We start from the raw sequence: 23,863 nt of genomic DNA on the forward strand, positions 1-23,863 counted from the left end.
GCCGCCTGGAACAGCGGGTCTCCAAGGACCGGAATCGGATAGTGCACGCCCTACGCCCGCTGCTTCGCAAATCCTTGTTCAACCTGTTTGCTGCGAGCCTCGCCTGTGCCGCGCTGCTTGCGCCGCGCGCTGCGAGCGCCGAAGCGCTGCTGCTGATCGAGGCCGACAGCGGCAAGGTGCTGCAGGCGGATAACGCGACCATTCCCTGGTATCCGGCCTCCGTCACCAAGATCATGACCGCCTATGTGACGCTGAAGGCGGTCAAGGACGGCAGACTGACGCTCGACACGCTGCTCACGGTATCTCCGACGGCGGCCTCGCAATCGCCCTCGAAGATGGGGTTCCGTCCGGGAACGCAGCTCACCGTCGACAACGCGCTGAAGATGATGATGGTCAAGTCGGCGAACGACATGGCCGTGGTGCTCGCCGAAGGCGTCGGCGGTTCGATCGACGGCTTCTCCGCGATGATGAACGACACCGCGAAGAAGCTCGGCATGACGCAGACCAGCTACGTCAATCCGAACGGCCTGCCCGCCGATGGCCAGATCACGTCGGCGCGCGACCTCGGCATCCTCGCGCGCTCGTTCCTGCGCGACCTGCCGGAGTACGAATATTTCGTGCACATCCCGGCGATCCGCTTCGGCAAGCGCGTGACCGGTAATTTCAACAAGCTGATCGGCCGCTATCCCGGCGCCGACGGCTTCAAGACCGGCTTCATCTGCGCCTCCGGCTACAATCTCGTGGCCTCGGCGACGCGCAACGGCCGCCGGCTGATCGCGGTAGTGCTGGGCGCCAATTCCGGCACCGCGCGCGCGGTGAAGGCGGCGCAGCTGCTGGAACGCGGCTTCGCTCAGGACAATCTCACCTGGCTGCGCCCCTCGCTCGGCACGGTCGACAACCTCGTGCCGGTCGACGCCTCGCCGCCGAACCTGCGCGACGAGATGTGCGGCGGCCATCGCAAGCGGCCGGCCAGCGACGACGACGATACGCTGATCGCCGCCAATGGCGGCACGTCAGGATCGGCCTCGGCCACCGGCGGCGAAGCCCAGGTGACCTTCTTCACCGCCGGTCTCCAGCCCCCCCTGATGAAAGCCTCCGAACTGATGGCCTCGGCGCCGGCGGCGACCGAGCCCGTGCTGGTCTATACCGGCCCGACCCGCACCGGCACCGCCCTGATCGCGGCAGTCGCGGCCGATGCCGATCAGCAGGCCGCGTCCAAGCCGCGTGGCAAGAAGTCGCGCGTCGCCAAGAAGCCTGATGCGGCCGACAAGCCGAAAGACGGCGGCAAGGACGCGAACACCAGGACGGCAGCGGTAAAGCCGGATGCCAAGCCGGCCGGAGCCAAGAACAACGGCAAGAGCGACTCCAAGAGCGACTCCAAGACTGCAGCGAAGCCGGCACCGCCCAAGCATGCGGCCGCCAAGCATGACGCGGCGGCAAAACCCGCCGAGAAGCCTGCAGCGGGCGGCGATCCGAAGCCGGCCAAGCCGAAGGCCGCGACTAAGCCCGCGACCAAGCCCGCCAACAACAGTTAACCGCGCGGGCCGGCCGATCCGGCCCGGCTTCGCACCTGCGGCAGCACTTCGCGCGGATTCCAGTAGCCACTCCCCAACCTTTGCCCTAAGCGTCGACCGCTTGCCACCCGTTCCGGCAGGCTCGATACTGGCGGCAATGAGGCAAGCCCGAGACACAACGGGCTCAGGTCAATGAGGGGAGTTTTCCATGGAGCGCATCTGGCTCAAGCAATATCCGCCCGGCGTGCCTGCCGATATCGAGCCGACCCAGTACGCATCGCTGGTCGACCTGTTGGAGGAGAGCTTCACCAAGTTCGCCGACCGCAAGGCGTTCATCTGCATGGACAAGTCGGTCAGCTACCGCGACCTCGACCAGATGTCGGTCGCGCTGGCTGCCTATTTGCAGGGCCGCGGGCTGCAGCGCGGCGCCCGCGTCGCCATCATGATGCCGAACGTGCTGCAATATCCGGTGGCGACCGCGGCCGTGCTGCGCGCCGGCTTCGCGGTGGTCAACGTCAATCCGCTCTACACGCCACGTGAGCTCGAGCACCAGCTCAAGGATTCCGGCGCCGAAGCCATCATCGTGCTGGAGAACTTCGCCCACACCGTCGAGCAGGTGATCGCGAAGACCGCGGTGAAGCATGTCATCGTCGCCAGCATGGGCGACCTGCTCGGCTTCAAGGGCGTGATCGTCAATCTCGTCGTCCGCCGCGTCAAGAAGATGGTACCGGCATGGTCGCTGCCGGGCTCGGTCTCCTTCAACGACGCGCTGTCCGCGGGACGCGGCATGACGTTCAACAAGCCGAAGCTCTCGCCCGGCGACGTCGCCTTCCTGCAATATACCGGCGGCACCACCGGCGTCTCCAAGGGCGCCACTTTGCTCCACCGCAACATCGTCGCAAACGTCCTGCAGAACGACGCCTGGCTGCAGCCGGCGATGGCCGCGCCGCCGCATGTCGATCAGCTCATGATCGTCTGCGCGCTGCCGCTCTATCACATCTTCGCGCTGACGGCCTGCTACCTGCTCGCGGTGCGCGCCGGCGGCTGCAATCTCCTGATCCCCAACCCGCGCGACATCGCGGGCTTCGTCAAGGAGCTGGCGAAATACCAGGTCAACAGCTTCCCGGCCGTCAACACGCTCTACAACGGCTTGATGCACCATCCCGACTTCAAGAAGCTCGACTTCTCCAAGCTGAAGATCTCCAACGGCGGCGGCATGGCGGTGCAGCGTCCCGTGGCCGATCAATGGAAGGCGATCACCGGCTGCTTCATTGCCGAAGGCTATGGCCTGTCGGAGACCTCGCCGACGCTGACCTGCAATCCGGCGACCGCGACCGAGTTTACGGGGACGATCGGCATCCCCGTGCCGTCGACCTACATCTCGATCCGCGACGACGACGGCAACGAGGTGCCGCTCGGGCAGCCCGGCGAGATCTGTGCCAAGGGTCCGCAAGTGATGTCGGGCTACTGGAACAGGCCGGAGGAGACCGCCAAGGTGATGACCGCGGACGGATTTTTCCGCACCGGCGACATCGGCGTGATGGACGAGAAGGGCTACACCAAGATCGTCGACCGCAAGAAGGACATGATCCTGGTCTCGGGCTTCAACGTCTATCCGAACGAGATCGAGGAAGTGATCGCGAGCCATCCGGGCGTGCTCGAATGCGCCGTGATCGGCATCCCCGATTCCAAGTCGGGCGAAGCGGTGAAGGCTTTCGTGGTGAAGAAGGATCAAAACCTCACCGCCGAGGCCGTGATCAAATTCTGTCACGAGCAGCTCACCGGCTACAAGGTGCCCAAGCACATCGAGTTCCGCAACGACCTGCCCAAGACCAATGTCGGCAAGATCCTGCGCCGGCAGCTGCGCGACGAGAAGAAGGCCGAGGCGGCATAAGCCGCACCGCTGATGACGGACGTCGGTGACATCGCGCCATCGGGCATTCTCGCCTTCTGGCGCGAGGCTGGCCGCGAGCGCTGGTACGAGCGCAACGAGGCTTTCGACGCCGAGGTCCGGCACCGCTTTCTTGCGCTGTGGCAGCAAGCGGCCGCCGGCGAACTGGCGTCATGGGAAGACAGTGACGACGGTGCGCTCGCGCTGGTCATCGTGCTCGACCAGTTTCCCCGCAACATGTTTCGCGGCACGCCGCAAGCCTTTGCCAGCGACGCGCTGGCGCGCGACGTCGCCCGCCGCGCCATCGACCGCGGTGTCGATACCAGGGTCGACCCGGTCCTGCGCGAATTCCTCTATCTGCCCTTCATGCATTCGGAGCACCTGCCCGACCAGCTGCATTGCGTCGCGCTGTTTCAAAGTGCCGGCAACGCCAGCAGCGCTGACCATGCCGAGAACCTGAAATACGCCCGGGTGCACGCCGACATCATCCAGCGGTTCGGCCGGTTTCCCCACCGCAACCGCCTCCTCGGCCGCGACACCACGGAGGAGGAGCAGGCCTTTCTCGACAATGGCGGCTTTTCCGGCTGATGACATCGCGGTGAAGGCCCCCCGCCCCGGCCGCTTTCCCCGCCGGCAATATTGTGCAGGCCCGCCGCACGGTCTAAAAAGCGGGACCGATTTTCAGGGAGACTGACGATGGCGATCCAGATTGGCGACAAGCTGCCCGAGGCGAAATTCCGCGTGATGACGGCGGAAGGCCCGCAGGTGAAGACCACCGACGATATCTTCAAGGGCAAGAAGGTGGCGCTGTTCGCGGTGCCCGGCGCCTACACCGGCACCTGCCACAAGATGCATCTGCCGAGCATCTTCCTCAACGCCTATGCCATGAAGGACAAGGGCGTCGAGACCATCGCCATCGTCTCCGTCAACGACGCCTTCGTCATGAACGCCTGGAAGCGCGACACCGACCAGCGGGACGAGGCGATCTTCCTCGCCGACGGCAATGCCGAGTTCGCCAAGGCGATCGGCATGGAGCTCGACGCCTCCGCCAACGGCCTCGGCATCCGCTCCAAGCGCTATTCGATGCTGGTGGAGGACGGCGTGGTGAAGAAGCTGAACCTCGAGGCGATGCCCGGCAAGGTCGAGGTCTCCGGCGGCGATACGCTGCTCGGGCAGCTCTGAGCTTTCGGCACCGCTCTTAGCCACAAATGACACTGTCATGCCCCGGCTCGACCGGGGCATCCAGCACGCCGAGAATTCTCGGATCGATCACAACCGTCTCTGGAATACTGGATCGCCCGCCTTCGCGGGCGATGACAATTGAGATCGAGGCGCGCACCCCTACTCCGCGACCCGCTGCTGCAGCCGCGCCTTCACGATCCCATCGCGCGCGAGCTGATCGGCGCGCTCGTTCTCGGGGTGGCCGGCGTGGCCCTTGACCCAGTGCCAGCGCACCTCGTGCTGCTTCAGCGTGGCATCGAGGCGCTGCCATAGCTCGACATTCTTCACCGGCTTCTTGTCGGCGGTGCGCCAGCCGTTGCGCTTCCAGCCGTGGATCCAGCCGGTGATGCCCTGCCGGACATATTGGCTGTCGGTGTAGAGATCGACGATGCACGGTTTCTTCAGCGCTTCGAGCGCCGAGATCGCCGCCATCAGCTCCATCTGGTTGTTGGTGGTGTGACGCTCGCCGCCGTTCAGCTCTTTTTCCTTGTCGCCGAACTTCAGGATCGCGCCCCAGCCGCCCGGCCCGGGATTTCCCGAGCAGGCGCCGTCGGTATAGATCGTGACATTGGGACGCTCGCTCACGCCACCAGCCCCGACGGCATCAGCCCATAGTCGCGCACGCTCGTGACGCTCTGGTGGAAGCGCAGCTTGCGGACATATTCGAGAGGGTCCTTCGGCTTCACCAGCGCACCGGGCGGCACGTTGAGCCAATCCACCAGGCGCGTCAGCAGGAAGCGGATCGCAGCGCCGCGCGCCAGCAGCGGCAGCGCGGCCTCTTCCGCCTCCGAGAGCTTTCGCACCCGGCCATAGGCGTTGAGGAAGGCACGCGCCTTGGTGACGTTGAAGGAATGATCCGGCTCGAAGCACCACGCGTTGAGGCAGATCGCGACGTCATAGGCCAGCATGTCGTTGCAGGCGAAGGTGAAGTCGATGATCCCGGAGAGCTGATCGCCGAGGAAGAAGACGTTGTCGTTGAAGAGGTCGGCGTGGATCACCCCTTCCGGCAAATGTTGCGGCCAGACCCCGCTCTCGAGGTGGTCGAGCTCGGCCGCGAGGAACGCGCGCAAGCCCGGCTGCACCTCGTCGGCCCGGTGCGAGGCCGCGTCGAACAGCGGCCGCCAGCCCGAGACCGACAGCGCGTTGGCGCGCCGAACCGCAAAGTTCGCGCCGGCGAGATGCATCTTCGCCAGCCCCGCGCCGACGCCGGCGCAGTGCGCCACGTTCGGCTTGCGCGGCCACATGCCTTCGAGAAAGGTGATGATCGCCGCAGGCCGCCCCGACAGCTCGCGCAGCGCCTCGCCGTCGCGTCCCTTCACCGGCAGCGGGCAGTTGACGCCGTGCTCGGCCAGATGCGTCATCAGCGCGAGGAAGAACGGCAGGTCGTTCTTCGCAACGCGCTTCTCGTAGAGCGTGAGGATGAACGACCCCTGACTGGTATGCAGCAGGAAGTTGGTGTTCTCGACGCCCTCGGCGATGCCCTTGTAGGAGAGCAATTCGCCGAGATCATATTGCCTCAAGAAGTCCGCAAGCTCGTCGGCGGCGACGTCGGTGTAGACCGCCATAAAGGTCTACTCGGCGGCAGCTTCGGGACGCACCTGACGCGGCAGCGGGAAGAACTCGTTCTCTTCCGCGGCCGAGACCGTCTCCACATGCAGCGTGTAGCGCTCGGCGAAGGCGTCCATGATCTCTTCGACGATCACCTCCGGCGCGGAGGCGCCCGCCGTGATGCCAAGGCTCGAGATGTTGCTGAACCGCTCCCAGTCGAGGTCAGCCGCGCGCTGCGCCAGCACCGCGATCCGGCAGCCCTCGCGCTCGGCGACCTCGCGCAGGCGCTGCGAGTTCGACGAGTTCGGCGCACCGACCACGATCAGGGCGTCCACCACCGGCGCCACCTTCTTCACCGCGAGCTGGCGGTTGGTGGTGGCGTAGCAGATGTCTTCCTTGTGCGGCCCGTTGATGTTGGGGAAGCGCTCCTTCAAGAGCGCCACGATCTCCGCGGTGTCGTCGATCGACAGCGTGGTCTGGGTCACGAAGGCGAGGTTGTTGGGGTCCTTCGGGGCGATGGTCTTGGCGTCCTCGGCGGTCTCGATCAGCGTCACGGCGCCGGTCGGAAGCTGGCCGAGCGTGCCCACCACCTCGGGGTGATGGGAGTGGCCGATCAGGAAGATCTCGCGGCCACGCTTGAAATGGATCGCGGCCTCACGATGGACCTTGGTCACCAGCGGGCAAGTCGCATCCAGCGAGAACAGATTGCGGGACTGCGCGTCGGCCGGAACCGATTTCGGCACGCCATGGGCCGAAAACACCACCGGCGCGGTGGTGTTTTCCGGGATCTCGGCGAGCTCCTCGACGAAGATGGCGCCCTTCTTCTTCAACCCGTCGACGACGTACTTGTTGTGTACAATCTCGTGGCGAACATAGACGGGGGCGCCGTATTTATCGAGTGCCCGTTCCACGGTGTCGATCGCCCGGACCACCCCGGCACAGAAGCCGCGGGGAGAACAAAGCACGATCTTGAGGTCTGGTTTGGCTGACATTGAGCGATCTCGGGACCGAATCACCCGTTTCGCCTTCCGGCAGGGGCGGTCGATGGATGGAATGGGCTTAAAACGGTCGGCTTGAACTATACCGCGAGTTCTAAGGGAATTGGGCCCCCTTTCGGGCGCTGTCAAGGCACTATCTATAGCAGAACCATTGCGTGGCTACCCCCTCCGGGCTTATATAGCGCGAATTCCCTGTCATCGCTGATGACCACCGGTTTCGCCTCCAGAGGGGTGGGCGAAGCACAAAGGAGATTTGCCATGAGCAACGCACCTCTGATGCCCAAGGCGACCGCCGTCTGGCTGCTCGACAACACCGCGCTGACCTTCGACCAGGTCGCCGATTTCACCAAGATGCATCCCCTCGAGGTGCGCGCGATCGCCGACGGCGATGCGGCCCAGGGCATCAAGGGCATGGATCCCCTCTCCAACGGCCAGCTCACCCGCGAGGAGATCGAGAAGGGCGAGAGGAACCCGGATTACCGGCTCCGCCTTCAGGAGAGCAAGGTGGTGCTGCCGCCGCAGCCCAAGCGCAAGGGCCCGCGCTACACCCCGGTGTCGCGCCGCCACGAGCGTCCGAGCGCCATCCTCTGGCTGCTGCGCAGCCATCCGGAGCTCAAGGACGCCCAGATCATGCGCCTGGTCGGCACCACCAAGAGCACCATCGCCAGCGTGCGCGACCGCACTCACTGGAACACGTCCCAGCTCACCCCGATCGATCCCGTCACCCTCGGCCTCTGCTCGCAGATCGAGCTCGATTTCGAGGTGGCGCGCGCAGCCAAGGAAAAGCCGATCGACGCAGCCTATGGCGGCGCCACGCTGCTGCCGGCCTCCGAGACCACGAAGAAGGACGAGTTCGAGCCCGCCGAGCGATCGAGCGACGACCTCAACGTCGATGCCGTGTTCGCCAAGCTGAAGACGCTCGGTGGCAAGAAGCAGGAAGAAGAGGAGGAGTAATTCCTCTCTCTTACACTCATTATCGAATGCAAACGCGGCGGGAAAACCCGCCGCGTTTTTGTTTTTGCCCGCGCTCGCGAAGACGACAGCAGAACTTGTTGCCGCTGGATACCTTTTATCGGCAACGCCCTCAGAACTTATACGTCACGCCCGCGCCGACCAGCCACGGATCGATATGGGCGGTGCCGGTGACCGGCAGGCCCGAGACGGTCGCGCTGTAATCCGGGCGCAGCCAGAGCTTCTTGACGTCGACGTTGAGGCCCCAGTGCCGGTCGATCATGTAGTCGAAGCCGAACTGCACGGCGCCGCCCCAGGCGTTGCTGACATGCAGGTTGGTGGTGGTGGCGACGATCGCGGGCGGACCGGCGATCGCGGCCGGCGCATTGGCCGCGGAATTGTTGAAGAACACGGTGTAGTTCACGCCGGCGCCGATATACGGCTTGAACGCGCCGAACTGATCGAAGTGATATTGCAGCGTCAGCGTCGGCGGCAGCAGCGTGGTCTTGCCGATCGGCAGGCTCGCGAGCGAGCCGGTGCCGGTGATCGAGTGCCGCGTCACGCCGAGGATCAGCTCGGCCGCGATGTTCTTGGTGAAGAAATAGCTGATGTCGAGCTCGGGAACGACCTGGTCGCTGATCGACAGGCCGGAGTTCGGCGAGGACAGCGAGGGCACGCCTGCCACATTGACGGTCGAGCCGCCGGCATCCGGCAACACGCCGAGCACGCGCAGGCGCACCATCCACGGATTGAAGGCTTCCACCGGCGGCGGTGCCTTCTTGTAAACCGGCAAATCGGCAGCTTGCACCGTTGCAAGCGTGCCCGCGAGCATCGCGCCAACCGTCGCAAGCCGCGCCAGGTTTCTTGTCGTTCTCTGCATTTCAATCCCCTTCAGCCTTCTCTCGCGCGTCGTTGCGCGACATGAGCGTCAGAGCAGAAAGGGACCGCTGAAGGATTTGACCTTGATCAATTCAGTCCAAGGTCGCCACGATTTGGCCATGGCGTTGCAGATGTGTCACGAAAGCCACGAAGGCGGGATGCATTGCGCGGCAAGATAGTGCCGCACATCATGTCAGGGCCGTTCGGGATGATTCAGCATGTATTCGCCGAGGTCGCGCTGGCGGCGGTCGGCGCGCGCGGTGGCGGCGTTGCGCTGGACGTCACGGTCCTTGCGGCAGGCCACGTATTCCGGCGAGCCCTGCGCGTAACCGCGGCCCTGGCAGACCGCATCGTCATCGTCGCCGCCCACCGCTACGGCATTCTGGTGACGCGCGGAGCAGGCGGAGAGGGCGATGGCGAGCAGCACGGCTGCAAGCAGGCGCGGCGTGGCGGCGAGTGGCATACGAGGTCCCTTGCTGGCGGCCCCTGTTTAGCGCGGAATGCGGAGATTGTAAGTCCCCGGACGCCGTTCCAACCCACTGTCATTCCCCGCGAAGGCGGGGAATCCAGTACGCCGCGCCGGTCGTTGGGTCACACCGCTGCCGCGGAGTACTGGATCACCCGCTTTCGCGGGTGATGACAGCGGAAGGTGGTGAAGCAAAGTTGCACCTCACGAGCATGACCGCCAGAGCAAACCTCACACCCGCCCCTTCAGAGCGTCCCCGATCTCCTCGAGCGTCTTGGGATCCTCGATCGTTGCCGGCATGGTCCAGGATTCGCCGTCGGCAATCTTCTTGATGGTGCCGCGCAGAATCTTGCCGGAGCGCGTCTTGGGCAGGCGGCCGACGGTGATCGCGAGCTTGAAGGCGGCGACGGGGCCGAGCTTGTCGCGCACCAGCGCGACGATCTCCTTCTCGATCTCGGCCGGAGCACGCTTCACGCCGGCCTTGAGCACCAGGAAGCCGCAGGGCACCTCGCCCTTGATCGCGTCCTTGACGCCGAGCACGGCGCATTCGGCGACGTCGGGATGCGAGGCCAAAATCTCCTCCATGCCGCCGGTGGAGAGCCGATGGCCGGCGACGTTGATGATGTCGTCGGTGCGGCCCATGACGAAGACATAGCCGTCCTCGTCCTTGTAGCCGGCATCCGAGGTTTTGTAATAGCCGGGGAATTCGCTCAAATACGCTTCCTTGAAGCGCGCATCCTGATTCCACAGCGTCGGCAGGCAGCCCGGCGGCATCGGCAGCTTGATGACGATCGAGCCCATGGTGTTGGGCCCCACTGGCTTTGCCGCCTCGTCGACCACGTCGACCTGGTAGCCCGGCATCGGCACCGTCGGCGAGCCGTGCTTCACCGGCAGCATGCCGAGCCCGACCGGGTTGCCGGCGATGCACCAGCCGGTCTCGGTCTGCCACCAATGGTCGATCACCGGCACCTTCAGCTGCTGCTCCGCCCATTCGACTGTCGGCGGATCGGCGCGCTCGCCGGCCAAGAAGAGCGTGCGGAACTTCGAGAGGTCGTATTGCCGGATGAATTTTCCTTCCGGGTCCTCTTTCCGGATCGCGCGGAACGCGGTCGGCGCGGTGAAGAACGCGACCGCCTTGTGCTCGGAGATCACGCGCCAGAATGCGCCGGCATCGGGCGTGCCGACCGGCTTGCCTTCGTACATGATCGTGGTCGCGCCATGCAGCAGCGGGCCATAGACGATATAGCTGTGGCCGACCACCCAGCCGATGTCTGAGCCGCACCACCACACCTCGCCTGGCTTGACGCCATAGAGGTTGAACATCGACCATTTCACCGCGACGAGATGACCGCCATTGTCGCGCACGACGCCCTTGGGGATGCCCGTGGTGCCCGAGGTGTAGAGGATGTAGAGCGGATCGGTGGCGGCCACAGGCACGCAAGGTGCCTTCTTGCCGTCGTTCAGCGCCTTGCGGCGCAGGCTCGCCCAATCATAGTCCCTTCCCGGCGCCAGATCGCAGGTGAGCTGCGGACGCTGCAGCACGATGCAGGCTTTCGGCTTGCTGCCGGCAAGCTTGATCGCCTCGTCGAGCAGCGGCTTGTACTGCACGATGCGGCCGGGCTCGATGCCGCAGCTTGCGGACAGAATGAGTTTCGGCTGCGCGTCGTCGATGCGGGTGGCGAGCTCCTTCGCGGCAAAGCCGCCGAACACCACGGAGTGCACCGCCCCGATCCGCGCGCAGGCGAGCATCGCGACCACGGCCTCCGGCACCATCGGCATATAGAGGATGACGCGATCGCCCTTGGCGACGCCGAAATCCTGCATGATGGCGGCAAGCGCCTGCACCTCGTTCAGCAGTTCGGCATAGGTCAGTTTGGTGACGCTGCCCGTCAACGGCGAATCATGGATCAGCGCGACCTGGCCGGCGCGGCCGCCTTCGACATGGCGGTCGAGCGCGTTGTAGGAGGTATTGACGACACCGCCGGTGAACCAGCGGCCGTAGGTTCCTTGGCTGGGATCGAAAATCGTCTTGGGCGGCTCGATCCAGTCGATCTCCTTGGCCGCCTCAGCCCAGAAGCCTTCGGGGTCGGCGAGCGAGCGCGCATGGACCTCGTGATAGAGACTCTTGCCCTGGATGTTCATTCCCGCGCTCCCGTTCCCTTTATTCGGCTGGCTTTGAGCCTCGTGGCAGGGCGGGCGTGCCGCCATGACCAGGATCAATCGCCGGCCTTGTTTGAGGGCTATTTTCCCGGGAACGGGCCGCGGTTCAAGCTGAAAAGGATGGGTCTTCTGAAGGTAGAGTTCGCGCGGCATTGGCCGGTGCGCTCCCTCTCCCGCTTGCGGGGGAGGGCCGGGGTGGGGATGCTTCCGCGTCGGGATTGCTTGAGGCCCTAGCAGGTAATCCCCAAGGGGAGAGAGCCCCCACCCGCCGCGCTCTTCGAGCGCGTCTACCTCCCCCGCAAGCGGGAGAGGTAACCAAGCCAGCTGCGCGACCTCGGTCCGCTCAGCTCTCGATCGCATTCAGCTTCTGCAAGCGTTCCTGCATGACCTTCTTGAGGTCATAGCCCGGGCGGCCGAAGCTCGTGTTGCGCGTCGTCAGGAAATCGCGCTGGGTCTTGCGCAGGTCGTTCGCCGAGCGCTTGCTCGCCGTCTTCAGCAGGCGCGCGTAGGTCTCGGCGATCTGGCGGTCGAGCACGCCGAGGTCGGGATCGGCGCAGATCACCTTCTCGACCTCGCGCCTGGCGGTCGCGCATGCGAAGGACGGACCGTTACCGGACGCCGCATTCAGCGCCCGCGGCGGTTCGGTGCCGAATTTGGCGATCTCGGCGATCATGGTGCGGCGACCGCTCGCGGCATTGTCGTTGGCGGGATCGAGCCGCAGGGCCGCCTCGTAATCGGCCAGGGCCTTCGCGCGCTCCCCCATCTTCTTGTAGAGCACGGCGCGGTTGTTGTAGGTCTTCGCAAAGTTCGGATCGAGCTTGAGCGCGGCATCATAGTCGCTCAAGGCAGCGCCGAGCTCACCCTTGAACTGGTAGGAATCGCCTCGATTGGTCAGGAAGTTCGCGCGCTGCTCGCGCCGGATCGCCTGGTCGTAATCGGCGATGGCCTTGTCGTACTCGCCCATCGCGGCATAGGCGAGGCCGCGATTGTCGTAATATTCCGGCTGCTTCGGATCGAGCCTGATCGCCTCGCTATTGTCGGCAACCGACTTGTCGAACTGGCCGAGCTTCTTCCAGGCCGCGCCGCGGTTTGAATAGGTGCGGGCCCGGTTGGGATCGAGCCGCAAGGCCTCGTCGAAATTCCTGATCGCCTTGTCGTTGTCGCCGCCGAGATAATAGGTCGCGCCGCGGTCGGACCAGGCCTGCGCGTCATCCGGCTTCAGCTTGATCGCCTGATCGTAATCGGCGAGCGCGCGGTCGAGCCGGCGCTGATTGGTGTAGACGACGCCGCGCAGCCCGTAAGCCTCCGCATCCGAAGGATCGAGCTCGATCGCCCTGCTGAGATCGGCCGCGGCGCGATTGAGATCGCCGCCGGCCTCGCGCAGCAAGTCGCCGCGCAGGCGCCATGCCTTTGCATTCTTGCCGTCGAGCGCAATGGCGCGGTCGATATCCCGCAAGGCCTGGGTGAGGCCGCCCGAAGTCCGGGCATGGGCATCGGCACGAACCAGCAAAGCCGCGGCACGGTCGGACGTGGGATTGGCCGCCTGGTCGATGATGACGGCGCAGGCCGGGATCAGCTCGGCCGGGGCGGCCTTGCTGCCCATCACACAATCGGTGCCGGCGGAGGCTGGGTTTGCAAGGGCAAGGCTCATGGCCGCGCCGGCGAGAAGGATGCACAGCGATGTCTTGGTAAACGAAGAGATTTGCGCGGAAAAATGCGTGCCGCACATGACAGAGGACTCCGTGACGTCAGGTTTTCACCATTGTCGCGGCGGGAAAGGGATGGGTTCAATTCGGGCATGACGAACTCTCACAAGGCGACGACGCTCAATATCCGTCCACCCCGTTGATCTCTTGCACCCGCTCCTGCATCGCCTTCTTCAGATCGTACCCCGGCCGGCCATACGCCGCGTTGCGGCGGGCGATGAACGCGTCCTGCTCACGCTGGAGCTTCTTCGCCGCCGCCGGATTGGGCGCCTCCCGGATCGCACGCACATGCGATCCGTAGATCTCGCGGTCGAGATCGGCGAGCTCGCGATTGCCGCAGATCGCTCTTTCCGCCGCGCGACGCGCTCGTGCGCAATTGAAGCTGGGCTTGCCGGCGACGGCCATCTGCGCGCCGATCCGCTCGATCTCGCGCGCCATCGCCTTGTGGTTGGCCTTGGCCTTCTCGTGGTTCGGATCGATCTTCAGGGCCGCGCCGAAATCCTGCACCGCTTTGGGCTTGTCGCCCTTCCTGAGCCAGAGCTCGCCGCGCGCATTGAAGATGTCGGCAAGCGTGGGGTCGAGCTGGAGCGCGCGGCTGTCGTCGGCGATGGCGCGGTCGACCTGATCGTGCCGCGCATGGAGCGCCCCGCGCGCGATCAACGCCTTGATCAGATCCCCCTTCGCGGTCTTCTCATTGTCGATCACGGCGGCACAGGCCGTGGCGGCCTTGTCCATGTCGTCGGCCGCGGTCGCCGCGAGGCACGATGCGACATCGACCTGGATCACCGCAGCCGGCTCGCCGCCGGTCGCAGCCTTCGCGCCGGCGAGCGGGAGCGCGCAAAGCAACAATGCACCTGACGATTGGATGAGTTTTCGAAAACGCATGCTCATGGCGGTCAGAAGTCTTGCTTTCGGTCTTGCCTTACGGCTTGCCTTTTTGGACTTGCCATCAAGACTTGCCTCGGGGCTGTACTATCCATCATACGGCCCGATTGGTGCTGGCTTGTGGCACCGCTCACATCGAGTTCGAGGATCATCGTGTCGACATTCGAATGGATCATCGTGCTGCTGCTCGGCGCCGTTGCCTTATCGGCGCTGGCGCGGCGGATCAAGGTCCCCTACCCGACCTTTCTCGCCATCGGCGGCGCGCTGATCGCCTTCGTGCCCTCCAGCCCGTCCTGGACGCTGGAGCCCGACCTGGCATTGGCCCTTTTTGTCGCACCGGTCCTGCTCGACGCCGCGTTCGACACCTCGCTGCGCGATCTGCGCAACAATTGGGTTCCCGTCTCGACCCTGGTCGTCGCGGCGGTCGGCCTGACCACGGCCGGCGTCGCCGTCGTGGCGCACCGGCTGATGCCCGAGATGCCCTGGGCCGCCGCGGTTGCGCTCGGCGCGATCGTGGCGCCACCCGATGCGGCTGCCGCGGTCGCGATCCTGAGCCAGGTCAAGCTGCCCCACCGCATGGTGAAGGTGCTGGAGGGCGAAAGCCTGCTCAACGATGCCAGTGCGCTGCTGATCTATCGCATTGCGGTCGGGGCGGTCGCCACCGAGCATCTGACGTGGAGCCAGGTTGCACCGACCATGGCGCTGGCCCTGGTCGGCAGCGTCGTCGCCGGCCTGCTCGCAGGCCGCATCATTCCGCTGTTCCTGGAGCGGGTGACGGAGGCGCCGAGCGCCATCATCGTGCAGTTCGCCACCACCTTCATGGTCTGGATCGCCGCCGAGCATCTCGGCCTCTCCGGCATCCTCACCATCGTGGTCTATGCCATGACGATGGCGCGCTCGGCGGGGATGCGCATGCCGGCGCGGCTGCGGGTGCCGTCTTACGCCGTCTGGGAGACCATGGTGTTCGTGCTCAACGTGCTCGCCTTCATGCTGATCGGCATGCAGATGCGGCCGATCTGGACACGGCTGGATGCGGACGTGCGCTGGGAATATTGCGTGGCTGCGGCCTGGATCCTGCTCACCGTGGTGCTGGTCCGGCTGCTCTGGGTGACGTTCTACCGCACCACCTTGCGCGTGCTGGTCGCACAGGGGATCTATCATCCGAAGGACCCCAGGGCCGTCGCTTCGCCCAAGGGCGGCCTCATCATCTCCTGGTGCGGCATGCGCGGCCTCGTCACGCTCGCCACTGCCTTCGCGCTGCCGGAGAATTTTCCCCAGCGCGACTTCATCGTCTTCATCGCCTTTGCGGTGGTGCTGGGATCGCTGGTGATCCAAGGCCTGACGCTGCGGCCGCTGATCCTGGCGTTCGGCCTCAGGGATGACGATCCCGTCGGCACCGAGGTCGCGCACGCACGCGCCGTCGCTTATCGCGCAGCGCTCGATGCGATCGAGAGCGATCCGTCCGAGGAGGCGGAGATCCTGCGCCTCGAATATCGCGCCGTCCTGATGCAGGCCGAGAGCGATCCCAAGGGCGGCATCGCCAATGGCGAACTGCCCGCCGATCCCCTGCGCCGCCGCGCCATCGAAGCCGCTCGCAAATCGATCGTCGACCTCCGCGCTACCGAGGTGATCGGCGACGATGCCTTCCACCGGATCGAAGAAGAGCTCGATCGCGCAGAATTGAGCGCGGGGGGATGAGGTAGCGACAGTGGAGGGGGAACAGCCGGCATTGAACCAAACCACTCCTTCCCAGACTCACTCCTGATGACGACCCTGACCGACGACCGTCGTGTACGCGCGCGAGATGCGTCGCCTGCACGATATTTTTATCTGCACATGGCTCTGGCCTGCGCCGCCACCGCCTTTCTCGGTTTTGCGCCGACCTATTGGGTCCCGCTCGCCCACCGGACGCTCTCCGCAAGCCCGGTGATTCATTTTCACGGATTCTTGTTCTTCACCTGGTCGCTTTATTTCGTGTTGCAGACCTGGCTCGCGGCCTCCGGCCGCGTGGTCAATCACCGTTCGCTCGGCATTGCCGGTGTCTCGCTCGCGACTGCGATGACCATCTTCGGCTTCCTTGCCTCCGTGCACGTGATGCAGCATTCCGCCGCGCTCGGGCAGCGCGAAGCGGGCATCGGCTTCTCGATCGTGCCGATGAGCGGCATCGCATTCTTCGCGGTGGTGTTCGTGCTGGCGATCATGAACACGCGCAAGCCCGAGGTTCACAAGCGCCTGATGCTGCTGGCCGCGGTCTCGATTCTCGACGCCGCGATCGCGCGCTGGTTCCTGACCTTCCTGGCGCCTCCGGGACCGCCCGGCCCGCCCCCGGTGCCGGTGACGATCGCGCCGGCCGTCGTCGCCTCGCTGTTGCTCGTCGTCGCGATGGTGCGCGACTGGCGCACCGAAGGCCGCGTGCATCCCGTCTACATCTACGGCACGCTCGCGCTACTGGCGGTGAAGGTGCTGAACTGGCCGATCAGCGAGACCGCGGCCTGGCATTCGTTTGCCGGCGGCATTCTGGCGCTGGCGCAGTAATCACCGCTGTCGTCCCGGACCGGCGCAGCCGCCGGGACGACGGCAGAGTGTGGGCGCCTACGCCCCCGCCTTGCACGTGATGCCGCCGTCCACCACGAGCTCGATCCCGGTCACATATTTCGACTCGTCAGACGCCAGGAACAGCGCGGCGTTGGCGACGTCGAAGGCATCGCCCATGTGGCCCATCGGCACTTGCGCATCGCGGGCGCGCCACATCGCCTCGACATCGCCCTTGGCGTAGCTGGCGGCAAGGCCTGCCGAATGCTCGACCATCGGCGTCTTCATCAGGCCGGGCAGGATCGCGTTGACGCGCACATGATGGCGCGCGAACTCGATCGCCGTGGTGCGGGTCATCTGGTTCATCGCCGCCTTGGAGGTGCCGTAAGTGACGTAGGAAATGCCCATGTGGCGGATCGAGGCGATCGAGGAGATGTTGATGATCGAGCCGCCGCCCTGCTTCACCATGACGGGAATGACGTGCTTCATGGCGAAATAGGCGCTCTTGAGGTTGACGCTGAAGACGCGGTCCCAGCTCTCCTCGGTCACCTCGACCACGCTGCCCATCTCAGCGATGCCGACATTGTTGTCGAGCACGTCGATGCGGCCATAGGCCTTCAGGCACGCCGCCACCATCGCCTCGATCTCGCTCGCCCGCGACACATCGGCCGTGAAGGCCGTCGCCTTGCCGCCCTCGCCGGTGATGATCTTCGCCGTCTCCTCAGCAGCGGCGCCGTTGCGGTCGACGCAAAACACCTGCGCGCCCTCGCGCGCAAAGGTCACCGCGGTTGCCTTGCCATTGCCCCAGCCGGGCCCGATCGAGCCGGCCCCCACCACCATCGCAACCTTGCCCTTGAGCCGATCCATTTGTGTCTCCTTGTTGTTCTTGTAGCCCGGATGAAGCGAGGCGTAATCCGGGCTACGGATCGTCGCACACCTTCATCGTCGTCACGTTAGCACCAATGGGATGTCCGACAATCTCCGACAACGTCCGGCACGGTCCGTCATGGCACAACCGCCATTCGCCCGCCGCGCCGGAATTGCCGAGCACCACCTCTTGCATCGGTGCCCGCTTCGGCTGCCACTGAAACCAGCCGTCGACCAACCGTGCCTCCGGCGGCGGCTCCATGCCGGGGCCGGTGCCCTTGACGCGGGCCTGCACCAGTTCGAGACCGGCGGGCGTGACGCGCCAATCCTCCTGCCAGTCGATCTTGGCGATCGAATGCGTCCAGACCAGCGTGAAGGCGGACAGCGTCAGCGCCTTCACCCCGAATGCCGTGGCGAAGCAGAGGCTCACACCGCCTCGACCGGCGCCTGCGGGCGCTGCCGCCATTGCCACAGCACGAGAGCCGCGGCGAGCACGAATCCGGCGGTGTCGCTGAACGCAAATTCGCCGAGCAGGCAGAACGCAGCACCAAGCCCGACCAGGCGCTCGATCAGCGTCAACCGCGTGAACAAGAAGCCGATCGCGACCATGCCGAACAGGGCGATCGCCACCAAGGCCTTAAGGCTCGCCAGCGCGACCGCGCCGTAGAAGCCGAGCTTGGCAGCCATGGGATCGCCGGCCTGCAGCATCAAGGCGGGCGAATAGACGAAGATGAAGGGGATGACGTAGCCGGCGAGCGCGATGCGCATCGCCTCCCAGCCGATCTTGTCCGGATTCTCCTTGGCGATCGGCGCCGCCGCGAGCGCGGCCAGCGCCACCGGCGGCGAGAGGTCGGCCATGATACCGTAATAGAACGCGAACATGTGGCTCGCGATCAGGGGCACGCCGAGCTTGGCGAGCGCGGGCGCGGCCAGCGCGGCGGTGATGATGTAGGTCGGGATGGTCGGAATGCCGGTGCCGAGCAGGATCGACAGCAGCATGGTCATGATCAGCGCCAGGAACAGGCTCTTCTCGCCGAGCCCGATCACCCAGCCGCCGAAGATGGTGCCGACGCCGGTCTGCGACATCATGCCGATGATGACGCCGACGATGGCGCAGGCCATGCCGACGGTGATGGCGGATTTCGCACTCTCAGCGAGCGCGTCGCGGCACTCGCGCAACGCCTTGAACCCGCCGCGTACGAAGGCGGCGATCAGGATCAACCCGACGACGACGCCCGCGACCGGCACGATCTTGAGACCGTCACGCGACAGCGCAGCGACGACGAGCGCAAGGCCGACCCAGAAGATGATGCGGATCGCATTGGAGGAGGCGCCCGTCGTGATGGCGGTGCCGAGGATCAGCGCCACCGTGAGCGCAAGGCCCATGCTGCCGGCATAAAGCGGCGTGAAGCCCTCGAACAGCATGTAGACCAGCGCGGCGAGCGGCAGCACGAGATACCAGCGCGTCACCAGCGCCTTCCACGCGCTCGGGATCTCCGAGCGCTTCATGCCGACGAGGCCGTGCTTGCCGGCCTCCAGATGCACCATCCAGAAGGCCGAGGCGAAATAGAGGATCGCGGGGATCGCCGCCGCCTTGACGATCTCCGAATATTGCACGCCGAGCGTTTCGGCCATGATGAAGGCGACCGCGCCCATCACCGGCGGCATGATCTGCCCGCCCATCGAGGCGGTCGCCTCGACGCCCGCCGCAAAGGCGCGGCGATAGCCGAACCTGATCATCAAGGGAATCGTGAACTGGCCGACGGTGACGACGTTGGCGACGCCGGAGCCCGAGATCGTGCCCATCATGCCCGAAGCGAACACCGCGACCTTGGCGGGGCCGCCGCGGGTCCTGCCAAACAGCCCGAGCGAAACATCGGTGAAGAGCTGGATCATGCCGGCGCGCTCCAGGAACGAGCCGAACAGGATGAACAGGAAGATGTAGGTCGCCGAGACGTAGATCGGCACGCCGTAGAAGCCTTCGGTACCGAACGACAGATGCGTGATGACCTGGTCGAAATCGTAGCCGCGATGGTTGAGCGGCGACGGCAGATATTGGCCGAAGAACCAGTAGACGAGGCACGCGCCGCACATCAGTGGCAGCGCCGCGCCCATCAGGCGCCGCGTGCCCTCGAAGATCAAAACCGCCAGCACCGTGCCGACCGCGAGATCGAGCCGGGTCGGATCGCCGTCGCGCGCGATCAGGTCGGCGTAGAAAATCCACTGGTAGAGCCCGCAGAGGAAGCCCGCGCCGCCGATCACCCAGCCGAGCGCGCGGCCGGCATTGCTCTTCGCGGTGAAATTGGCGATCAGGCCGAAAGTGAGGAGAACCAGGAAGCCGACATGGACGCCGCGTACCACCTGGCTCGGCAGATAGTTGAAGGCGGCGACATAGAGCTGGAAGGTGGCGAAGGCGATGCCGATCCAATAAGCGAGCGCGCCCCACCAGCCCGGGCCGAACCCTTCGGGGAAACCGTGCTCGAAATTGTCGAACTCGACCTTGATGGGGGCCTGGGTGGCCTCTGCCTTTTCCAGCATCTAAATCGTCCTTAGCCCGTGAGGGCGATAATAGCACCGGCACTGCTGCCGCATACGTCATGGCCGGGCTTGTCCCGGCCATCCACGGCTTACGGTGCCTCTAAGAACGTGGATGCCCGGGACATCTGCGCGAAGACGCGCTTCGCGCTTTTGCCCCGGGCATGACGTCGGCGGATGAGGCTGATTACTTGATCAGCCCTTTTTCCTTGTAATAGCGGATCGCGCCGGGATGCAGCGGAACCGGGCTGCCGCTGGCGGCGGTCTCGAGCTTGATCTCCTTGCCGGCGGCATGCGCATTCACGAGTTCCGGCAGCGACTCGTAGACCAGCTTGGTCATCTGATAGGCGAGGTCGTCCGACACGGCTGAGCTCGTGACGAGATAGTTGATCACGGCCGCCGTCGGCACGTCCTTGTCCTGGCCGGCATAGGTGTTGGCCGGAATGATCGCGGAGACGAAGGGCGGGCCGATCTTGTCGACCGTCTCCTTCGGCACCGACACCACCGTGATCGGGCTCGAGGTCGACAGGTCCTTCAGCGAGGCGACGCCAAGGCCGGCCGATTGCAGCGTCGCGTTGAGCTGCCGGTTCTTCATGAGGTCGACGGATTCGGCGAACGGCAGATACTCGACCTTGCCGAGATCCTTGTAGCTCATGCCGGCCGCGGACAGGATGGCGCGCGAATTCAGCTCGGTGCCGGACTTCGGCGCGCCGACAGAAAGGCTCTTGCCCTTGAGGTCGGCCAGAGTCTTGATGCCGGACTCGGTGGTCGCGACGATCTGGATGTAGTTCGGGTAGATCGCGCCGATGGTGCGAAGCTTGTCGAGCTTGGTCTTGAAGCCCGCTTCCTCCTCGCCGTCCCAGGCCGCCTTCAGCGAATCGCCCAGCGTGAACGCCAGCTCGCCGCGGCCCTGCTGCAGCAGGATCAGATTCTCGACCGACGCCTTGGTGGCCTGCACCTGCGTCTTCACGTTCGGGATCTTGTCGCCGTAGATTTTTCCGATCGCGACCCCAAGCGGATAATAGACACCGGAGGTGCCGCCGGTCAGCACGTTGATGAAGGATTGCGCCTGCGCGCAAGGTGCCGACGCCGCCAGAGCAAGAGCCGCGGCCGCGCCGAAAATGGTCCGTTTCATGGTTGTTGTTCTCCCCAAACCGGCCGCGAAATTGGCCGGATGACGCGAGCGGGTCAACCCATCCAAAAGATAAAGCTGGGCTGCGGTAAATGGCCGATCCGGCTCGATTTTTCGGGAACCCGGCGGGTGCGGCGACGTGGCGCAGCGGCCGCTGCGCGGCCCGAACGCGTCAGATTCGGGCGCGCGATCCCGGTCTCACTGGAACGTCATGTCCAGACACTTGGAGATGTCGGAGCCGAGGCCGGAGGAGATGGTGATGCAGCCGCGGATCTTCTGCGCGCCGACGTCGGCGGCCCACACCGAATAGCCGCCGGGACCGAAGAACGAGTTGGTGTTCGGCGGTTCGGTCTCGGTCGCGTCGAAATCATACTTGCCGTCGGTCTCGAAGATGCGCGGCTTCTTGGTGCAGCCGCCGTCGGTCTGGACGTTGATGACTTCCTTGTTGTCGCGGGTCAGCGCCAGCGAAACCTGGCAGCGGAAATATTCCGAGGTCTTGGAATTGAAGAGATAGGTGTAGGACTTGCAGGTCGCCGTGTTCAGCTTGCCCGGGGCAAGGCCGCGGCTGCACGAAATGCGCTGGTTGTGGCTGAGCTGGTAGTCATCGGCCCGGGCGGCCGGCACCAGGGCCGTCAACGACAATGCAGCAGCCCAGCAAAGTTTAATCCCATGGCGCATCCGAATCATCCCTGCCAATAATTTTGTCGAGTTGCGTTCTAGACGGAAAGCGGAACATAGTCGCGAGGGGACGAAGGGAAAATCACAAACTGCTGGGCAAGACGTGATGTGCTGCGGCGCTTTCGCAAATTGACCCGGACATACCGTTCGTGATTTGTTCAAGCCCGGATGTCCCGACCGTGGGAGGATGGGAATGACGGCATTTTCAATCAAGCCATTTGCAATCGCAGTCGCACTCGGCGCCTTTTCAGCGCCCGCATTGGCGCAAGCCCCGGCAACGCCGTGGGAGCTCAAGCCCGACACCGGCTACGCCTATGACAAGGAGGGCAAGACCTTTTCCTACAAGATGGGCACCAGCAATGCCGGCGAACTGCTGAAGGGCGCCAAGAAAGTGCCGAAGGGCACGCTGTTCTTCATCGGTCACAACGGCCAGCTCTACATGCGCAGCGGCCCGTATCTGGAAGGCGACGGCAAGTTCAAGTTCGGCCCGGATCAGTAAGGGCTGCGGCTCTCGCCACAAACGAAGCTGTCGTAGTGTGGGCAAAGGCGCCCTTGCGCCGTGCCCACCATCTCTCTCCATCGCAGAAGGTGCGTGGGCACGCTTCGCTTTGCCCAACCCTGCGGCAGGTCGCTACGGCGGCGGGTTGCTAAAATGCCGCCGCCAATTCCCTCGCGCCGGGCTTGCTGCTGTTCGCATCCATCCGATCGTCCGTCACCGCGAGCAGCTTCGCCACCGTGTTGTGGCGGATCGCGACCGGGTTGCGCTCGTAGCCGCCGCGCTGGAAGAAGTTCGAGGTCGGCACCTGCTCGCGCATCGCCTGCGGCATCGTCACCATGTCGAGCCCGGTGCCGTCGCCGGTGAGGTTCATCATCTCGAGCTCGGCGGCGGTGAGCGGACGGGTGTAGCCCTTGGCGCGGGCGAACAGCACCGAGGTCAGCAGCTTGTGGGTCTGCAGCATCGGCCCGACATCGATGTCGAGCACCATCGCATGCATGGCCCAGCCCTGCGCGGTGTTGCCGATCTTCTCGTGCTCCGACCAGGTGTCGGGCACCGCCTTGGCATGCGTGACCATCTTCTTCAGCACGACGAACTTGTGCTCGAGCGACTGCCGCGCCGGTCCTGATGTCCGTGCCACCTTGTCGGAGAGCGCACGAATGAGCTCGTGGCCCTGCTCGGCCAGCAGCTCGACGCTGTTGGTGGTCAGGAGCTGGTTGTAGCCCATCGCGGTCGAGATCGCTCGCTTGCCGCCATGCTCGATTCCCGCCTGCACGTCGTGAGTGCCGGTGCCGCCGGTCTCGAACGAATAAACGCGCACGGCCTGCTCGCGCGTCAGCCCGGAGGCGAGCGCGTAGCGCGCATAGGCGCGCTTGAACTCGACCTCGCTTGTGGGTCGCTGCGGCGTGAACTGGTAGAGCTCCTGCGCCGCGCGCAGGAAATCGGCGACGACGGGGATCGGCTTGCGAGGCGGCCGGTCCGGCGTTTCCTCCGGCTCCGGATTCACCGGCTTCTTCGGCCCGTTATAGAGCGGCGGATGCTCCAGCACGTAATCGTCGAGCGTCACCTGCTGCCCGCTGCGCCGCTTGGCGTTGCGGCCCTTCCGCTTCTCGGAGATCTGGCTCCAATAGGCGCCGGCCTCGGCGTCGAACGCCGCGCGCGCCGCCTGGTACTCCGCGAGCTTGCGGCGATATTCGAGCACGGCGGGCGAAGCGCCACCTTGCGCGAAAAACTGCGACAGCAGCTGGGCGTTGGCGTCGCGGATGCCGGGCGGCAGCGCGTCCACCTCGCCGCCATGTGCGATGGGTGTGACCAGGACAAGCGCGAGTGGAACCAGCGCCAATGTGTTTCGAATCGATCGATGCATGCCGCCCTCTTAGCAGGCATCCGGTAACCGTCACGTTA

Annotated in this window: 23 protein-coding genes; 8 read left to right on the plus strand and 15 right to left on the minus strand. The window is 65.1% G+C overall.

The genetic code is table 11. The features are described 5' to 3' along the window. The first annotated feature begins 41 nt into the window (after positions 1-41). The 4 genes from XH83_RS32310 to XH83_RS32325 all read left to right on the plus strand — a co-directional run bounded on the left by XH83_RS32310 (position 42) and on the right by XH83_RS32325 (position 4,587). Positions 42-1,535 carry a serine hydrolase gene (locus XH83_RS32310; RefSeq protein WP_194404623.1) on the plus strand — a complete coding sequence of 498 codons (1,494 nt, stop codon included), beginning with the start codon at positions 42-44 and terminating at the stop codon, positions 1,533-1,535. A 187-nt stretch (positions 1,536-1,722) separates the two neighbouring features. After that, positions 1,723-3,408 (plus strand): long-chain fatty acid--CoA ligase, encoded by a 1,686-nt coding sequence (locus tag XH83_RS32315; RefSeq protein WP_194404624.1) that lies wholly within the window; start codon positions 1,723-1,725, stop codon positions 3,406-3,408. A 12-nt stretch (positions 3,409-3,420) separates the two neighbouring features. After that, positions 3,421-3,993 (plus strand): DUF924 family protein, encoded by a 573-nt coding sequence (locus XH83_RS32320; protein WP_194404625.1) that lies wholly within the window; start codon positions 3,421-3,423, stop codon positions 3,991-3,993. 108 nt (positions 3,994-4,101) lie between these two features. Then, a complete protein-coding gene (locus XH83_RS32325) occupies positions 4,102-4,587 on the plus strand; it encodes a peroxiredoxin (protein WP_194404626.1) in 486 nt (161 codons plus the stop codon). Between the two features lie 16 nt (positions 4,588-4,603). Here the strand turns inward: XH83_RS32325 and XH83_RS32330 are convergent, their stop codons facing one another. From XH83_RS32330 to ispH, 4 genes are read right to left on the minus strand one after another with little or no spacing between them, the layout of a single operon-like run. Further along, entirely contained in the window at positions 4,604-4,744 is a 141-nt protein-coding gene (locus XH83_RS32330; RefSeq protein ID WP_194404627.1) for a hypothetical protein, read from the minus strand. A gap of 2 nt (positions 4,745-4,746) precedes the next feature. Then, on the minus strand, positions 4,747-5,211 hold the full coding sequence (gene rnhA / locus XH83_RS32335; protein WP_194404628.1) for a ribonuclease HI: 465 nt from the start codon (positions 5,209-5,211) through the stop codon (positions 4,747-4,749). Then, complete coding sequence (locus tag XH83_RS32340; RefSeq protein ID WP_194404629.1) at positions 5,208-6,191, minus strand: homoserine kinase; 984 nt, start codon at positions 6,189-6,191, stop codon at positions 5,208-5,210. Before XH83_RS32340 ends, rnhA begins: the two co-directional genes overlap by 4 nt. Positions 6,192-6,197: 6 nt before the next feature. Beyond that, positions 6,198-7,166, minus strand: coding sequence for a 4-hydroxy-3-methylbut-2-enyl diphosphate reductase (ispH, locus tag XH83_RS32345; protein ID WP_194404630.1), 969 nt, complete (start codon positions 7,164-7,166; stop codon positions 6,198-6,200). A gap of 264 nt (positions 7,167-7,430) precedes the next feature. On the opposite strand from ispH, the gene XH83_RS32350 reads away from it, so the two are divergent. Then, positions 7,431-8,126, plus strand: a complete 696-nt coding sequence (locus XH83_RS32350; protein WP_194404631.1) for a DUF1013 domain-containing protein — start codon at positions 7,431-7,433, stop codon at positions 8,124-8,126. Between the two features lie 130 nt (positions 8,127-8,256). Here XH83_RS32350 and XH83_RS32355 read toward each other — a convergent pair whose 3' ends face one another. The 5 genes from XH83_RS32355 to XH83_RS32375 form a co-directional block, all read right to left on the minus strand. Further along, positions 8,257-9,003, minus strand: coding sequence for an OmpW family protein (locus tag XH83_RS32355; protein ID WP_194404632.1), 747 nt, complete (start codon positions 9,001-9,003; stop codon positions 8,257-8,259). Between the two features lie 192 nt (positions 9,004-9,195). Next, on the minus strand, positions 9,196-9,465 hold the full coding sequence (locus tag XH83_RS32360) for a hypothetical protein (protein WP_194404633.1): 270 nt from the start codon (positions 9,463-9,465) through the stop codon (positions 9,196-9,198). Between the two features lie 234 nt (positions 9,466-9,699). Then, positions 9,700-11,610 carry a propionyl-CoA synthetase gene (locus tag XH83_RS32365; protein WP_194404634.1) on the minus strand — a complete coding sequence of 637 codons (1,911 nt, stop codon included), beginning with the start codon at positions 11,608-11,610 and terminating at the stop codon, positions 9,700-9,702. A 361-nt stretch (positions 11,611-11,971) separates the two neighbouring features. Next, entirely contained in the window at positions 11,972-13,357 is a 1,386-nt protein-coding gene (locus XH83_RS32370; protein WP_194404635.1) for a tetratricopeptide repeat protein, read from the minus strand. A gap of 97 nt (positions 13,358-13,454) precedes the next feature. Then, positions 13,455-14,219 carry a tetratricopeptide repeat protein gene (locus tag XH83_RS32375; RefSeq protein WP_194408466.1) on the minus strand — a complete coding sequence of 255 codons (765 nt, stop codon included), beginning with the start codon at positions 14,217-14,219 and terminating at the stop codon, positions 13,455-13,457. 120 nt (positions 14,220-14,339) lie between these two features. On the opposite strand from XH83_RS32375, the gene XH83_RS32380 reads away from it, so the two are divergent. Both XH83_RS32380 and XH83_RS32385 read left to right on the plus strand, forming a co-directional pair. Further along, positions 14,340-15,917, plus strand: coding sequence for a sodium:proton antiporter (locus tag XH83_RS32380; RefSeq protein WP_194404636.1), 1,578 nt, complete (start codon positions 14,340-14,342; stop codon positions 15,915-15,917). 66 nt (positions 15,918-15,983) lie between these two features. Beyond that, entirely contained in the window at positions 15,984-16,754 is a 771-nt protein-coding gene (locus XH83_RS32385) for a hypothetical protein (RefSeq protein WP_194404637.1), read from the plus strand. 57 nt (positions 16,755-16,811) lie between these two features. On the opposite strand, the gene XH83_RS32390 is transcribed toward XH83_RS32385, so the two are convergent. From XH83_RS32390 to XH83_RS32410, 5 genes are all read right to left on the minus strand, one after another. Further along, positions 16,812-17,618 (minus strand): SDR family NAD(P)-dependent oxidoreductase, encoded by an 807-nt coding sequence (locus XH83_RS32390; protein ID WP_091955767.1) that lies wholly within the window; start codon positions 17,616-17,618, stop codon positions 16,812-16,814. A gap of 52 nt (positions 17,619-17,670) precedes the next feature. Then, on the minus strand, positions 17,671-18,084 hold the full coding sequence (locus XH83_RS32395) for a DUF1850 domain-containing protein (RefSeq protein WP_194404638.1): 414 nt from the start codon (positions 18,082-18,084) through the stop codon (positions 17,671-17,673). Further along, positions 18,045-20,156, minus strand: a complete 2,112-nt coding sequence (locus tag XH83_RS32400) for a TRAP transporter permease (protein WP_194404639.1) — start codon at positions 20,154-20,156, stop codon at positions 18,045-18,047. The genes XH83_RS32395 and XH83_RS32400 overlap by 40 nt, the downstream gene beginning before the upstream one ends. A 184-nt stretch (positions 20,157-20,340) precedes the next feature. After that, positions 20,341-21,288, minus strand: a complete 948-nt coding sequence (locus tag XH83_RS32405; protein ID WP_194404640.1) for a TAXI family TRAP transporter solute-binding subunit — start codon at positions 21,286-21,288, stop codon at positions 20,341-20,343. A 195-nt stretch (positions 21,289-21,483) separates the two neighbouring features. After that, positions 21,484-21,963: a hypothetical protein gene (locus XH83_RS32410; RefSeq protein WP_194404641.1), complete on the minus strand. Its 480-nt coding sequence runs from the start codon at positions 21,961-21,963 to the stop codon at positions 21,484-21,486. A 193-nt stretch (positions 21,964-22,156) separates the two neighbouring features. On the opposite strand from XH83_RS32410, the gene XH83_RS32415 reads away from it, so the two are divergent. Beyond that, positions 22,157-22,462, plus strand: a complete 306-nt coding sequence (locus XH83_RS32415) for a hypothetical protein (RefSeq protein WP_063203784.1) — start codon at positions 22,157-22,159, stop codon at positions 22,460-22,462. 148 nt (positions 22,463-22,610) lie between these two features. On the opposite strand, the gene XH83_RS32420 is transcribed toward XH83_RS32415, so the two are convergent. After that, entirely contained in the window at positions 22,611-23,825 is a 1,215-nt protein-coding gene (locus XH83_RS32420) for a hypothetical protein (protein WP_194404642.1), read from the minus strand. Between the last annotated feature and the right edge of the window lie 38 nt (positions 23,826-23,863).

The organism is Bradyrhizobium sp. CCBAU 53351 (genome assembly GCF_015291745.1).
In the GTDB taxonomy this organism is placed as follows: domain Bacteria; phylum Pseudomonadota; class Alphaproteobacteria; order Rhizobiales; family Xanthobacteraceae; genus Bradyrhizobium.